The sequence below is a fragment of the Microbaculum marinisediminis genome (genome assembly GCF_025397915.1).
In the GTDB taxonomy this organism is placed as follows: domain Bacteria; phylum Pseudomonadota; class Alphaproteobacteria; order Rhizobiales; family Tepidamorphaceae; genus Microbaculum; species Microbaculum marinisediminis.
On the sequence record NZ_JALIDZ010000013.1, the window covers coordinates 82,055 to 96,910 of the forward strand.

11 protein-coding genes are annotated in these 14,856 nt (G+C 65.5%); 10 read left to right on the top strand and 1 reads right to left on the bottom strand.

Annotated features, from left to right (window positions below; all coding sequences use genetic code 11):
• Positions 1–10: 10 nt before the first annotated feature.
• From MUB46_RS22315 to MUB46_RS22340, 6 genes are all read left to right on the top strand, one after another.
• Positions 11–1,447, top strand: a complete 1,437-nt coding sequence (locus MUB46_RS22315; RefSeq protein ID WP_261618187.1) for an NAD-dependent succinate-semialdehyde dehydrogenase — start codon at positions 11–13, stop codon at positions 1,445–1,447.
• Between the two features lie 9 nt (positions 1,448–1,456).
• Entirely contained in the window at positions 1,457–2,326 is an 870-nt protein-coding gene (locus MUB46_RS22320; RefSeq protein WP_261618188.1) for a 2-oxo acid dehydrogenase subunit E2, read from the top strand.
• A 10-nt stretch (positions 2,327–2,336) separates the two neighbouring features.
• Positions 2,337–3,716, top strand: a complete 1,380-nt coding sequence (lpdA, locus tag MUB46_RS22325; protein ID WP_261618189.1) for a dihydrolipoyl dehydrogenase — start codon at positions 2,337–2,339, stop codon at positions 3,714–3,716.
• Between the two features lie 48 nt (positions 3,717–3,764).
• Positions 3,765–4,559, top strand: a complete 795-nt coding sequence (locus MUB46_RS22330) for an SDR family oxidoreductase (protein WP_261618190.1) — start codon at positions 3,765–3,767, stop codon at positions 4,557–4,559.
• Between the two features lie 54 nt (positions 4,560–4,613).
• Positions 4,614–5,384, top strand: a complete 771-nt coding sequence (locus MUB46_RS22335; RefSeq protein WP_261618191.1) for a glutathione S-transferase family protein — start codon at positions 4,614–4,616, stop codon at positions 5,382–5,384.
• Between the two features lie 155 nt (positions 5,385–5,539).
• Positions 5,540–7,165 (top strand): phosphoenolpyruvate carboxykinase (ATP), encoded by a 1,626-nt coding sequence (locus MUB46_RS22340; protein WP_261618192.1) that lies wholly within the window; start codon positions 5,540–5,542, stop codon positions 7,163–7,165.
• Between the two features lie 97 nt (positions 7,166–7,262).
• Here MUB46_RS22340 and MUB46_RS22345 read toward each other — a convergent pair whose 3' ends face one another.
• Positions 7,263–8,066, bottom strand: coding sequence for an AraC family transcriptional regulator (locus tag MUB46_RS22345; protein ID WP_261618193.1), 804 nt, complete (start codon positions 8,064–8,066; stop codon positions 7,263–7,265).
• Between the two features lie 365 nt (positions 8,067–8,431).
• On the opposite strand from MUB46_RS22345, the gene MUB46_RS22350 reads away from it, so the two are divergent.
• The 4 genes from MUB46_RS22350 to MUB46_RS22370 all read left to right on the top strand — a co-directional run bounded on the left by MUB46_RS22350 (position 8,432) and on the right by MUB46_RS22370 (position 14,067).
• Positions 8,432–8,848, top strand: coding sequence for a RidA family protein (locus tag MUB46_RS22350; RefSeq protein WP_261618194.1), 417 nt, complete (start codon positions 8,432–8,434; stop codon positions 8,846–8,848).
• A gap of 183 nt (positions 8,849–9,031) precedes the next feature.
• Positions 9,032–10,099: a C4-dicarboxylate TRAP transporter substrate-binding protein gene (locus tag MUB46_RS22355; protein WP_261618195.1), complete on the top strand. Its 1,068-nt coding sequence runs from the start codon at positions 9,032–9,034 to the stop codon at positions 10,097–10,099.
• A gap of 63 nt (positions 10,100–10,162) precedes the next feature.
• Positions 10,163–12,136 (top strand): TRAP transporter large permease subunit, encoded by a 1,974-nt coding sequence (locus tag MUB46_RS22365; protein ID WP_315902776.1) that lies wholly within the window; start codon positions 10,163–10,165, stop codon positions 12,134–12,136.
• Between the two features lie 683 nt (positions 12,137–12,819).
• The gene (locus MUB46_RS22370; protein WP_261618196.1) at positions 12,820–14,067 is read left to right on the top strand and encodes a D-amino acid dehydrogenase; all 1,248 of its coding nucleotides are present in this window, start codon (positions 12,820–12,822) and stop codon (positions 14,065–14,067) included.
• Positions 14,068–14,856: the final 789 nt, after the last annotated feature.

Consider the following 14,856-nt stretch of genomic DNA (forward strand, 5'->3'; position numbering starts at 1 on the left):
ACCGACAAGGATGACCGACTTGAAAACCGATCTCTACATCAACGGCGAATGGCGGGACGGCTCCGAGGGCGTGCGCTTCGACGTGCTCGATCCGGCCACCGAAGAGGTACTGGCGTCGGTCGCCTCGGCGGAGATCGCCGATGCCGATGCCGCGCTGGACGCGGCGGATGCCGCCTTCGCCGACTGGGCGGGACGCAAGCCGCGCGAGCGCGCCGAGGTGCTGCGCAAGGCCTTCGAGCTGATGACGGCGCGGCTGGAGGATTTCGCGCGGCTGATCACGCTGGAGAACGGCAAGGCGCGCGCCGACGCCATGGGCGAAGCCGCCTATGCGGCGGAGTTCTTCCGCTGGTTCTCGGAGGAAGCGGTGCGTGCCGACGGGCTGATCACCCACGCCCCGGCATCGGGCGCGCGCATCATCGTACAGCACAAGCCGGCCGGGATCGCGGTTCTGGTGACGCCGTGGAACTATCCGGCCGCCATGGGCACGCGCAAGATCGCGCCGGCGCTGGCCGCGGGCTGCCCGGTGATCATCAAGCCGGCCTCCGAAACGCCGCTGACCATGCTGGCGCTGATGCCGCTGCTGGAAGAGGCCGGCGTGCCGAAGGGGCTGGTCAACGTGCTGCCGTCGAGGCGGACGGGCGCCCTTGTCGACCACATGCTGCACGATCCGCGCGTGCGCGTAGTCTCGTTCACCGGGTCCACGCCGGTCGGCCGCAAGCTGCTGCATGCCGCCGCCGACCAGGTGTTGAAGCCGGCGATGGAACTCGGCGGCAACGCGCCGGTCATCGTCTTCGAGGATGCCGATATCGACACCGCCGTGGACGGCGCGATGCTGGCCAAGATGCGCAATCTCGGCGAGGCCTGCACGGCGGCCAATCGCTTCTACGTGCATACGCGCGTCGCCGAGGCATTCACGCGGAAATTCACGGAGCGCATGGCGGCGCTGACCGTCGGCAACGGGCTGGAGGACGGCGTCGATGTCGGGCCGTTGGTCAATGCCGATACGCGCGACAAGGTCGCCGCCTTCGTCGAAGACGCGATCGCCAAGGGCGCCGAGCTGCGTATCGGCGGCACCGTCCCCGATACGAAGGGCTTCTTCTACCCGCCGACCGTGCTGTTCAACGTGCCGGACGATGCCGACTGCGTGCGCGACGAAATCTTCGGTCCTGTCGCCGCCATCCAGACCTTCGACGACGAGGCCGATGTCATCCGCCGCGCCAACGACACGGAATACGGTCTCGTCGCGTATGTGTTCACCGAGAACATGAAGCGCGGCCTGAATGTCTGCGAGAAGCTGGAATACGGCATGGTCGGGCTCAATCGCGGCCTCGTGTCCGATCCGGCCGCGCCCTTCGGCGGGGTGAAGCAGTCGGGGCTGGGCCGCGAGGGTGGCCACGAAGGCATGCTGGAGTTCATGGAAACCCAGTACATCTCGGCGAGCTGGTAGGAGGCGATGATGTCGGATGTCGTCGCCAGCCCGTCCGTTCGGGCGCGGGCCCGCGAGACGGGGATCGACCTCGAACGGCTGGCTCGCGACCTGGGCCGCCAGACCATCACGCGAGAGGATCTGGACGGCGGCAAGGCGGCCGCCGGCGCCACATCCTACTGGGACGTGGACCACGCGCAGTACGGTCCCGTGACCGAGCAGCCGATGTCCCGGTTCGCGCAGGTCGCGGCCGCGAACATGGCCGCGGCGCAAGCGCTGATCCCGGCCGTCACCCATCACGACCGCGCCGACGTCAGCGCTGTCGAGGCGTTTCGCACATCGCTGAAGGCCGAGGCGCAGGCGAGGGCAACCAAGCTGACCGCGCTGGCCTTTCACGTGAAGGCCCTGGCGCGCTGCCTGCGCGACTTCCCGACCTTCAATGCGTCGCTGAGCGCCGATGGGAAGACGCTGATCCTGAAGCGGTTCGTCCATATCGGCATCGCGGTCGATACGGCGCACGGGCTGATGGTGCCGGTGGTGCGCGACGTCGACAGGAAAGGGCTCTGGCAGATCGCCGCCGACATCGCCGATCTGGCGGCGCGCGCGCAGGAGCGCAAGGTGCGCGGCGAGGAGATGGGTGGCGCCTCGATGACGATCTCAAATCTGGGCGCGATCGGCGGCACGGGCTTCTCCCCGATCATCAATCCGCCGGAGCTGGCCATTCTCGGTATCTCGAGAACCGAGACGATGCCGGTCTGGGACGGCGAGACCTTCGTGCCGAAGCCGCACGTCCCGCTCGACCTCAGCTACGACCACCGGGTCATCAACGGTGCCGATGCCGCGCGCTTCATGACCCACTACGCAAGCCTTCTGGCCGATCCGCGCCGGATCCTGGTCTGAGGGGCGCCCGATGTCGGACCGTCACGCGGAATTGGTTGTCCTTGGCGCGGGGCCCGGCGGATATGCCTGCGCCTTCCGTGCCGCCGACCTCGGTCGCACCGTCGTCCTGGTCGATCCCCGGCCGACGCTCGGCGGGGTCTGCCTGAACGAGGGCTGCATCCCTTCGAAAGCGCTCCTGCATGCGGCCGAAGTGATCCGCGACGCGCGCGAGATCGGGGATTGGGGCGTCGCCCTCGGCGAGCCCCGGATCGATCTGGCCGGGCTCAGGGACAGGAAGGACGGCATCGTCGGTCAGCTCACGGGCGGGCTGACGGGGCTGGCCAGGCGCCGAAAGGTGCGGGTCGTCCGCGGCACGGCACGGTTCACCGGACCCGACAGCCTGGATATCGACGGGGTGGCCTGGACCTTCGACCAGGCGGTGATCGCGGTCGGCTCCGCGCCGATCGCCTTGCCCGGCTGGCCCGAGGACGAACGGATCTGGGACAGCACCGCCGCACTGGAGCTCCGCGCCGTGCCGAAGCGCCTGACGATCGTCGGCGGCGGCATCATCGGGCTCGAGATGGCCACGGTCTATTCGGCGCTCGGGTCGAAGACGACGGTCATCGAGCTCTCCGACCAGATCGTCCCCGGCGCCGATCCGGAGGCCGTGGGCATCCTGCATGCCGCGCTCGTGGAGGAGGGCATCGAGATACACACGTCGACCCGAGTGGCCGGCGTCAAGGCCGTGCGGGCCGGGCTGACGCTGACATGCGAGGGGGCCTTCGCCGGAGACATTAAGGCCGACGCCATCATCCGCGCCGTTGGCCGCCGTGCCAATGGCGGGTTGCTGAATGCCGAGGCGGCCGGGGTCGCGGTGGACGACCGGGGCGAGATCAGGGTGGACGCGCAGTGCCGCACCGGACAGCCCCACATCTTCGCCATCGGCGACGTCACCGGCGGACCGATGCTCGCGCACCGGGCGACCCACCAGGGCCATGTGGCCGCGGAGGTCGCCTCGGGCCATGCGGCGGCGCTGGATACCGTGCTGATCCCCGCGGTCGCCTATACGCGCCCGCAACTGGCCTGGGCCGGGTTGACGGTCGCACAGGCCAAGGAGGCGGGCATCGCCCACAAGACGACGAGCTTTCCCTGGGCCGCCAGCGGCCGGAACCTGTCGTCGGGCGGGGGCGATGGGCTGACCAAGCTCGTCTATTGTCCCGATACGCGCCGCGTCCTCGGCGCCTCGCTCGTCGGCGCCAATGCCGGCGAGCTGTTGGCCGAGGCGGTTCTGGCGATGGAAATGGGCGCGACGCTGGACGATATCGCGCTGACGGTCCACGCCCATCCAACCCTTTCGGAAACGATCGCCTTTGCCGCGGAGCGGGCGCTCGGAACGCTGACCGACCTGTGACGTTCACGAACGCGCGGTCCGTGCCGCCATGCTGGAAGTCGAATGGATATGGAACGCAGTAACGGTGCTTCCTGCTACGATCTGAGGGGCTACGATCTGACGGGCAGGACCGCCCTCGTGACCGGCTGTCGCCGGGGCATCGGGCGCGCCATCGCCAGGGGGCTCGCGGAGGCGGGCGCCGATATCGTCGGCGTCAGCGCCAGTCTCGAGCTCAAGAGCAGCGCGGTGGCGCGCGACGTCACCGCCTGCGGGCGCCGCTTCACGCCCTACCGGGTGGACTTCTCCGACCGGGCCGCCGTGCATGGCTTCGCCGAGACGCTCGACGGGGACGGCCATGCGATCGACATCCTGGTCAACAATGCCGGCACGATCCGGCGCGCCCCGGCCGCGGATCATCCCGATGCCGACTGGGACCATGTCATCGAGGTCGATCTCTCGGCCCCCTTCGTGCTGACGCGCGAGATCGGCCGCCGCATGATCGCCCGCGGCGGCGGCAAGATCGTCTTCGTCGCCTCGGTGCTGAGCTTCCAGGGCGGCATCAACGTGCCGGGCTACGCGGCGGCGAAGGGCGGCATCGCCCAGCTCACGCGCGCGTTCGCCAACGAGTGGGCGGCCAGGGGCGTCAACGTCAATGCGGTCGCGCCCGGATACGTCGCGACCGACAACACGGCCGCGCTGCAGGCCGATGCCCAGCGCTCGGCCGACCTGATGGCACGCGTACCTGCGCAGCGCTGGGGCACGCCGGAGGACATCGCCGGTCCGGTCGTGTTCCTGGCCAGCGAAGCGGCCCGGTTCGTTCACGGCGCCATCCTGCCTGTCGACGGCGGCTGGCTGGCGCGATGACGAGTGGCGGGCCGGACGCACGATTTCCCTGGATCCTGACATGGGACTGAACCGATGGACTTCATCCTCTACAACGCGCCCCAATCCACCTGTTCGCAGCGGGTCCGCTATTCCCTGAACGCGAAAGGGGTCGCGTTCGAGGAGCACAAGCTCGACCTCTTCTCTGGCGATCAGCTGAAGCCGGACTATCTGGCGATCAATCCGAACGGCGTCGTACCGACGCTCGTCCACGAGGGGTGCCCGGTGACCGACAGTTCGGTCATCCTGGAGTATCTCGAGGACATCGCGTTGGATGCCGCGCCGATGCGTCCGGACGATCCGCGGGACGTGGCGCGCATGCGGGCGATGATCCGTTTCATCGACGAGGTGCCGACGCCGGCGATCCGCGTGCCCTCCTACAACCTCGCCTTCCTGCCGCACTTCCAGTCCATGAGCGAAGAGGCGTTCCAGGCGCTTGCCGACAGCAAGCCGCTGCGCCGCGAGTTCCTATTGAAGATGGGCCGCACGGGCTTCCCGAAATCCGAGATGGACGAGGCGATCGGCCGCCTGAGACGCGGCATGGAGCGGATGGCGCAATGGCTGTCGGAGAGCGGCGGCCCGTGGCTGATGGGCGAAAGCCTCACCTGCGCCGACGTGGCGATCATGCCGGTCGTCGTCCGGATGGACGACATCAATCTCGCCCATGTGTGGGACGATCATCCGGAGGTCGGCGACTGGCTGGACGGGATCAGGCGCAGCGAGCCCTACGCGGCGACCTATTATCACGGCTCGCTTCTGACCGAGAAGTACCCGCACCTTGCCCGCGCCCAGGGTGGTCGCGACTAGCGGGGAAACGTGCGCCCGGCAGCGGATCCGTGGTGTCGTGCCGGGGTGCCACAAAAGGCATGCATACGATTGCAGCTACGGCCGGCGCCTGATACTGGATCGCGCCGAACGGGCTGCCGCTGCGCAGAAGATTACGAGCTAGGAGCAACTCACCGATGATCGAGGCCGGGATCTGGAATCCGCGCAGTGCATTGGCATCTCAAGGGATTTCCGTCGCCGACGCGCGCTACAACGCTTTCGAGGTCCCGCTGCTCGAGCGTGCGCTGCAGAAGAGCGAAGGCCGATTGAGCAAGGATGGCGCCCTGGTCGTCAGGACCGGCAAGTTCACCGGCCGCTCCCCGAAGGACAAGCATATCGTCCGTGAGCCGTCCTCCGAGGCGGACATCTGGTGGGAGGGGAACAATGACATGTCCCCGGACGCCTTCGAGCGCCTCAAGGCCGACGTCTTCGGCTATCTCGCGGACAAGTCGGTGGAGGTGCAGGATCTCGTATGCGGCGCCGATCCGGCGCATGCGGTTAATGTGCGGCTCGTCGCCGAGTACAGCTGGCACGCCCTGTTTCTGCGCCATCTGTTGCGCCGGCCGGACCCCGACACGCTCGCCGCCTACGCGCCCGAATACACGATCGTGAACGTGCCCGGCTTCAGGGCGGACCCCGGTCGCCACGGGTGCCGGAGCGAGACCGTGGTCGCCATCAGCTTCGATCAGCGCCTGGTCCTGATCGGCGGTACCGAGTATTCCGGCGAGAACAAGAAAGCCGCCTTCACCATCCTGAACCACACCTATCCCGGGCGCGGAATCCTGCCGATGCACTGTTCGGCCAATCACGCGATCGGCGATGCCGACGATGTGGCAATCTTTTTCGGCCTTTCCGGCACGGGCAAGACCACGCTGTCCGCCGACGCGACGCGCATGCTGATCGGCGATGACGAACACGGCTGGTCCGACGACGGCGTGTTCAACTTCGAAGGCGGCTGCTACGCGAAAACCATCCGTCTCAGCGAGAAAAGCGAGCCGGATATCTGGGCCGCGACGCATTCGTTCTCGACCGTTCTGGAGAACGTCGCCCTGGACGAAGAGACGCGGGCGCTCGACCTCGACGACGAGAGCCTGACCGAGAACACGCGCGCGGCCTATCCGTTGACCGTCCTGCGCAACGCAGCGCCGGGTTCGCGCGGCGGGCAGCCGCGAAACGTCTTCCTTCTGACCTGCGATACCTTCGGCGTCACGCCGCCGATCTCGCGGCTCTCGCCGGAGCAGGCACGCACCTGCTTCCTGCTCGGGTTCACGTCCAAGGTGGCGGGCACCGAGCGCGGCGTTACATCGCCATCGCCGACCTTCTCGACGTGCTTCGGCGCCCCGTTCCTGACACGCCGGCCGGAGGTCTATGCCGGCCTGTTCGAGCAGCGTCTCAAGGAGAGCGGCGCCAGGGTCTGGCTGGTGAACACCGGATGGACCGGCGGCGGTTATGGCAAGGGGCGGCGCATGCCGATCGAGGCGACCCGCGCCCTCTTGAACGCCGCGCTGACCGGGGAGCTGGACGGCGTTTCCTACCGGGTCGATCCGGTTTGGGGAACGCAGGTCCCAACGGATGCCGCGGCCGACGCCCGTCCCTTCCTCGAGCCGGCCGCGACCTGGGCCGATCCGGCGGAGTTCGCCGACGCGGCCGCGCTCTTGATGCGCAAGATCGAGGAGCAGCTGTCGCTCCAGGGGATCGAGAACAATCTGGGCGGCAAGCAGGAGCAGGGGCCTCTCCAGGCGGCGTCCGCCGAACTGGTGTGACCACAGGCTGGCGTGACCTTAGGTTTCCGGAACGCCTGTCCGGCCGGCGACGGTCGTCGCCGTATGTCGGCGCCGGCCATGCCGGTCTCACCCTTGCCTATTGAAAGTACTTGCTTGGCTTGGTGCCGAATGTCGCCTTGAAGGCGACCGTGAAATTGCCGGTCGTCGAATACCCGAGGTCCCAGGCGATCTTCGTGATCGGGTTCCCGGCGGCCAGCATCTCCAATGCCAGACCCATGCGCATCTGACGACGCCAGAGTGCGGGAGACATGCCCGTCTCCTCGTTGAAGAGCCGCGCGAGCGTGCGGCGGCTGCATGCGCCGATCCCGGCCAGCTCGTCCAGCGTGGAATTGTCGCCGGGACGGTCGCGAAGATAGTCCATGACCCGGTGCAGGCGCGGATCCCGTGCGCCGGGCAGGACGTGGCCGACGTCCGAGCAGCCATTCAGGCGCGCGAAGAGCAGGTCGAGCATCAACTGCTCGACCCGACACGGCTCGCCCCCCCAGTCGAGTTCCGCCGCCTCGCAGAGCAAGGCCCGGCTCAGGTTGTCGAGCTGATAGACCTGCACGGTCCCTGGCGCGCCGTCGCTAAGCCGTGCAGTATCGAAGAAGAGGCTCCGCATTTCCGATGTCTGCGGATAGCGGACGCTGTGCGGGGTTCCAGACGGGATCCAGATCGCGCGCTGCGGCGGCAACGTCCAGGACGTCTGGTCGCAGGTGACGACGGAGACGCCGCGCACGACATGGATAAGCTGTGCGCGCCGGTGCAGATGAGTCGGGACCTGTCGCGCGTCGAGAGAACTGAAGACGAAACCGGAAACGGGGCCCCGCTCCAGGTCCGGATCCTGTTTCAGCCAGACCGCTCTGTTCGGCTCGTTCGAGATCGCGACCGCTCGTGTCATGCCTAGGCCTATTCCCTGTCCGAGGATATTTTCCCTGGTGACGACCGTTCACACCCTAGCGCATCCGGCGGTGCTGCATTCAACAATAGTTCCGAATTTCGAGCCCGATTTATGAATCCGGGCCAACTGGTGCTGGCCGCTTGCCAAATGCAAACCGCCCGCATTGAAACCCCTGTCCCAAAGAATTCTAGTCAATGGCGTGCGATCCGGAAGCCTTGGATATCCGGCCTGGAGTTTCCGGCCTCACGTATCCGGGGCCAGAAGCCTCGAGCCACGGATCGCAAGCGATCGAGACTGATAGAGGGCATTCAATGCAGACGTCGAAACGTGGACCGGCATTTCGCTCGTCCCCGAGCAATTCCTCGGTGAAAGAGATCCAGACGATTCCCGAGCGCCATCAAGACATGCCCTACGCGCCGGCCATTCGGATCGAGGCACCGGGCGATCTCCTGTTCATCTCGGGCTCCACGGCCTCGCCGCTCTATCACGCCCATCCGCATCAGTGGCACGAGCACAATCACGCCAACGACATCGGCACCCAGGTCCACAATGCCATGGCGTCGATCAAGTCGATCCTGGACCACGAAGGGCTGACCTGGACCGACGTGGTGAAGGTCACGAAGTATCTCACCGACATGCGCGACCAGGACGGTTTGAACGTCGTGCTGAACGAGTATTTCGGCGACTGGAAGCCGGCCAGCACGATGATCTGCGTGAACTCGCTGTCAACGCCCGGGGCCCGTGTCGAACTCGACATGATCGCCGTGTTTCCCAAAGGCTGAAGGCAATGTGCGAGCGAGGACACGCTTTGGCATACCGCCGAATGCGATCGATTGCATAGGGGGGCTCGATAGCGGCGCCGGCCCGGGACCATCCCGGCCGCGCCCCAACTAGACGGCCGCAACCGCGGTTCAAAGGTGCAAGAATCTGGTCGGCTGCCGCCGGTCCGAAAACGGAGGAAAGCAATGTTTCGAATACTCGCAATCGTCGCCGCGTTGATGTTTGTCGGACTGCCGGGGCAAGCGCAGGCGGAAGAAAAGGTTCGCCTGACCATCTCGTCGAGCCACGCCGCCGTCGTGCCGTGGGTGGCCGCGCTGAAGACCCACGTCGTCGCCAACGCAAACGACGAACTCGAAGCGATGGGAAGCGACTACCGCATCGAATGGACCGAGGCGTTCGGCGGCGTTCTCTACGACTTCAAGGAAACGCTCGAGGCGGTGGAGCAGGGCGTGACCGACATGGGCTGGGTCGGGTCGCTCTGGGAGCCGGCCAAGATGCCGCTGCAGAACATCATGTTCGCGACCCCGTTCGTGACCAGCGACGTGGAAATCGCCGTCGACGTTCTCAACGAACTCAACGACACGATCCCGGAAATGAAGGCGGAGTGGGACAAGAACAATCTCGTCTTCCTCGGCGCCACCGTGTCCGACACCTATCACCTGTTCACGTCGTTCCCGGTGAACTCCCTGGCGGACCTGAAGGGCAGGAAGATCGTCGGTGCCACCGCGCTCGGCCCGTGGCTGGACGGTACGGGGGCGGCCTTCGTCTCCGGTGGCCTGCCTTCCTACTACATGCAGATCCAGACCGGCGTTGCCGAGGGCACCGTTGTCATCCCGAACGGCGCCTTCTCGTTCAAGCTCCATGAAGTGGCGCCCCATATCACCCTGGTGGAAATGGGCGCCACGACGATCGGCGGGTTTGCGGTGAACAAGGACACCTGGAACCGGCTGCCGGAGGACGTCCAGAAAGTCCTCGCCAAACTGGGTCGGGAATACAGTGCCGTCCACGCCAAGGAAGTGGCCGCAAGCTACGACATGGCGCTCGAGAAGATGGAAGCCGCCGGGGCGACGATTACCGAGCTCTCCGCCGAGGAACGGCTGCAGTGGGCGAACGGTCTGCCCGATCTGGCCGCCGACTGGGTGGCCGCCAACGAGGAGCGCGGGCTTCCGGCCAGAAAGATCATGAAGGCCTATATGGATGCCATGCGCGCCCGCGGCGTGGAGCCGCTGCGCAACTGGGATGAAAATCTCTGAGCTTGTCGGTTATCCCGGGCGTGATCATTCACGCCCGGGCGGGGGGTCTTGACGAGGTGTCTGATGTTGTCGCGCGCCACCGGTAATTCGATCAGGCTTTTCGGCCTGGTCCAGGCTCTTTGGCCGAATGTGGTTGCGTGGACCGCAGGCGCCGGATCGTTCTGGATCTTCGTGATGATGGGCCTCATCTGCGCGGACATCGCGTCGAGGGGCCTGTTCAACCATCCGATCCCGGGCGTTCCGGAATTCGTCGCGATGTCGATTGTCGGTTGCACGTTCCTGCAACTGGGCCTGGCGATCCGTACGGGCCGACTGATGCGCGTCGAAATGGTGCTGCGCAAAGCCGAAGAGCATGTCCCCACCGCGGCGCGCGTCTTCCACCTGGTATTCTCGCTTGCCGGCGTATTCGTCTTTCTCGAGATACTCCTGTGGGCGATTCCCGATTTCGTCGACGCCTATCGAGAGGGCGAGTTTGTCGGCGCCGAGGGGGCGTTCACCATCCCGGTGGTGCCGTTCAAGGCGGCCTTCATTCTGGGGTGCGCTCTCGCGCTGGTGCAGTTCGTCGTCTTCGTACTGTCCGACATCGCCGCGCTGGTGAGCCGCCGCGTCGCCTTCGATGCAACCGCGGAGGCGTCAGCGGGTCGTGAATCGCGCGCGCAGGTCTGGCTGGCGATCCTCGCCTTCGTCGGCATTATCGGCGGCTATATCGCCTTGAACTTCCTGGCGGATCTGTCGCCTGTGCAGGCCGGCATCATCTCGATATTCGGCATGCTGCTGCTGCTCGCCACCGGCATGCCGATCGCAATCGCCCTGATCGTCTTGTCGTTCATCGGGATCTGGCTCGTCCGCGGCAGCCCGGTTATCGCCGAGAACTCGCTCGGTCTCGCGGCGACCGGCTCGATCGGGACCTATCAGTTCGCGGTGATCCCGCTGTTCGTCCTGATGGGACTGCTGGTCGACCTGGCCGATGTCGGGCGCGATGCCTTCGCCGTCGCAGCCAGCCTGCTCAGAAAGCTGCGCGGCGGGCTTGGCGTGGCGACGGTCTTCGCAAACGCGATCTTCGCGGCGATTACGGGAAGCTCCATCGCGTCGGCCGCCGTGTTCACGCGGGTCGCCGTGCCGCAGATGGCGAAGCATGGCTATTCGCGGCGCTTCTCCGTCGGGGTCGTCGCCGGCAGTTCCGTGCTCGGCATGCTGATCCCGCCGAGCCTTCTGCTGATCGTGTACGGGCTGATATCCGAGGTATCCGTCGGCAGCCTTTTCATCGCCGCGATCATTCCCGGCCTGATGCTTTCCGGCGCGTTCATCGTCGGGATACTGATGATCGGATATCTCGCGCCAAGCTTCATCGGCAAGACGGAGCAGATCGACGCGGTCGAGCAGGTCTCCGGACGCGACATCCTGGTGAATCTCCTGCCGATCCTCGCGCTCGTCACGATGGTGATCGGCGGCATCTATATGGGGCTGTTCACGCCGACCGAATCCGGTGCCGTCGGCGCCTTCGGCGCCCTGGTCATCGCCTTGTTGCGCGGGCGGCTGACTTTCGAGACGCTGCGGCGGGTGCTCATGGAGACCGGGCAGATCTCCGCCTCGATCCTGTTCCTGATGATCGCGGCCAGCCTGTACAGCCGGATGCTGACCCTCTCGACGATCCCGATGAACGTCGCCGACTATATCGGCGACGCCGGTTTCGGCATGTTCGGATTTCTGACCCTTTACATCCTGATATTGATCGCGCTCGGGATGATCCTGGATTCCGTTTCCATCATCCTGATCGTCCTTCCGATCATGCTGCCGATCCTCGCCACCCTGGGCGGCGACCCGCTGTGGTTCGGAATCGTCACGGTCATCGCGGTCGAAATCGGCTTGCTCACCCCGCCATTCGGACTGTCCATCTACGTCGTCAAAGGGACGTTACCCGACAAGTTCGCGACATTGCAGGACATCTTCCTGGGCGCGGCGCCCTTCGTTCTGGCGATGCTGGCCGTCACCATAGTGATCGCGGCGTTTCCCGCCATCACCCGGATCCTGGTGTAACCGCCCCGACGGCAGGGACATCGCCGATACACCTCTTGTTCAAGAGCGGCGGGCTGCCGATCATGGTCAACCATAGTGTCCGATCTTCGCGGACCGGCTTAGCCTTGCAACGCGGGACAAAACCGGTATTGTCCGGTCGCTTGTAGCGTTGTCATACGATGGTTTTGGCCTTCGTGTTCAAGAGACTGTTCCGTCGAGCGCCTTCCAGGAGCCGCGTGAGGTTTTGCAACCACGCGGGCAGCCTCATCGCACGCATATAGCCCTGGCGCGGCCGTAAGGCCGTCGACCGGGGGCCGGAAATCCAAGCACCACACAATTTGATCTTGATTTCCGGGTCCGCCACCGGCGACTCGGTGGAGACGCGTGATGACAACGCAATTCGCAGGCTGTCGGCCGACAGCCGAAGGCTTTCAGATTTTCAGCGGAACGCGCACGGCGCATGAGGGGGCAGGCGCGTGGCTTGACGGCGCCGCCTTTGCCCCGATGCCCTTCGCACCGGCTCCAGCAGGCGCCGTTCCGGTCCTTCGAGCAGCACACCCAAAATCAACGCATGTCCGCCGGGCGAAGGATGTCCGCCGGATGCGCTCTCTATCCAATCCAAGCGGGCCCATTCGAAGCGCGGCGTTCTGCCGGGCGGCGCTGCGCCACCTGTCGGGTCAGGTCCTGAAGCGGGAGAAATCGGAATGAAAGTTGTTGTCCTCGGTGGAGGCGTCATCGGCGTGACCTCCGCCTACTATCTCGCCAAGGCCGGACATGACGTCACGGTGCTGGACCGGCAGAGCGGTCCGGCGATGGAGACGAGCTTCGCCAATGCGGGCCAGGTCTCGCCCGGCTACGCATCGCCATGGGCCAACCAGGGCGTGCCGCTCAAGGCCGTCAAGTGGCTGTTGATGAAGCACGGGCCGCTCGCCGTTCGTCCGCGCCTGGATCCGACGATGTGGTCGTGGCTCATGCAGATGCTGCGCAACTGCACCGCGGCCCGCTATGCGGTCAACAAGGGGCGCATGGTGCCGCTGGCCGAGTACAGCCGCGACTGCCTGCAGGCGCTGCGCGCGGAAACCGGCATCGCCTACGACGAGCGCAGCCGCGGAACGCTCCAGCTGTTCCGCACCCAGAAGCAGGTCGACGGCGTCGGCGGCGACATCGACGTGCTGAAGCAGTACGGCGTCCGCCACGAGCTCCTGGACCGGGACGGCTGTGTCTCCGCGGAGCCTGCGCTCGCCAACGTGCGTGAGAAGTTCGTCGGCGGACTGCGCCTTCCCGGAGACGAAACCGGCAACTGCCAGGTGTTCACCAGCAACCTTGCCGCGCTCGCCGCCGCGTCGGTCGATTTCCGCTATGGCGTCACGGTTTCCGGGGTCCTGCACGATGGCCGCCGCGCAACGGGCGTCGCCACGAGCGAGGGCGTCATCGATGCCGATGCGATCGTGGTGGCGTTCGGCAGCTATTCGCCCGCGCTCGTTCGCCCGTTGGGCCTGCGCCTGCCGGTCTATCCGGTGAAGGGATACTCGATCACGCTGCCGATCGCGGACGAGGCGCGCGCGCCGGTTTCCACGGTCATGGACGAAACCTACAAGATCGCCATCACCAGGCTGGGATCGTCGATCCGGGTCGGCGGCACCGCCGAGATCGCCGGATACGACCTTTCGCTGCGGCCCGGCCGGCGAGGCCCGCTCGATTTTTCGGTCGGCGACCTGTTCGGCGGCGGCGGTCAGATGGACAAGGCGACGTTCTGGTGCGGCCTCAGGCCGATGACACCGGACGGACCTCCGATCGTCGGCGGGACCCGCATCGGCGGGCTGTATCTCAATACGGGGCACGGCACGCTGGGGTGGACGATGGCCTGCGGCTCGGCGCGGGTTCTCGCGGATCTGATCTCGGGGCAAACGCCCGACGTCGACGTCAGCGAACTGGGCCTGCAGCGCTATTAGACATGGCGGCGCCGCGAATGACGTCGCGGTGGCGCTAGCCGGCGCGCGCGGTCGCCGCGCGCTCGATCAACCGCTCCAAAGGTATGCTGCTCGACGAGATTGCCGCGTCTGTTGACCGCGATGATGCGGAGACGCGGCATCGTCTTCCGCACCTATCGGAACAGGGGATACTTTCGCGCAAGGCCCGACTTTCGAATGCCCCAGCTTCTCCGGGATCAGAAAATGATGCGAGCCGAGACAGGCTTGTGCGCGGTCAGGCCGTCACATAAATTGTGGCGCCTCTGACCGCAAAGCCGCCGGCGCGGTCATAAAAACGCAATCTGTAATAGCCCGCCAAAAAACAATATGCTGATCTCGCGACGCCATAATTTCGTATATCTCGCAAATCCAAAGACCGGAACCACCTCTATTGAGGTTTCGTTTCGGCAGTATGCGGATTTTGGCTCGGTTGGGCCGTCCTTGTCCAAGCATATAAACTACAGGCAATTTACGCGGATGTTTTCGTATTTTGCGAAAAACTACGAAATTGTCGTCTGCGTGAGAGATCCTATAGAGTCGCTTTATTCCTGGTACAGATATCGTCAGCGCGACAGCATTAAGATTGAAGAGAATCGGACTAGTAATGTCACGTTCCTGGAGTTCCTGAATGCCTGGAACGAGGAGTCCCCTCCGCCTTTCGCGAAGGTGAGTTCATCGGTCGAGTTTATTCTCGATCCCGATGGAAATATTCCGGATATATCCATATTCAAGTATGGGGAAAAACCATCCGTCCACGATTACCTGGCGCGG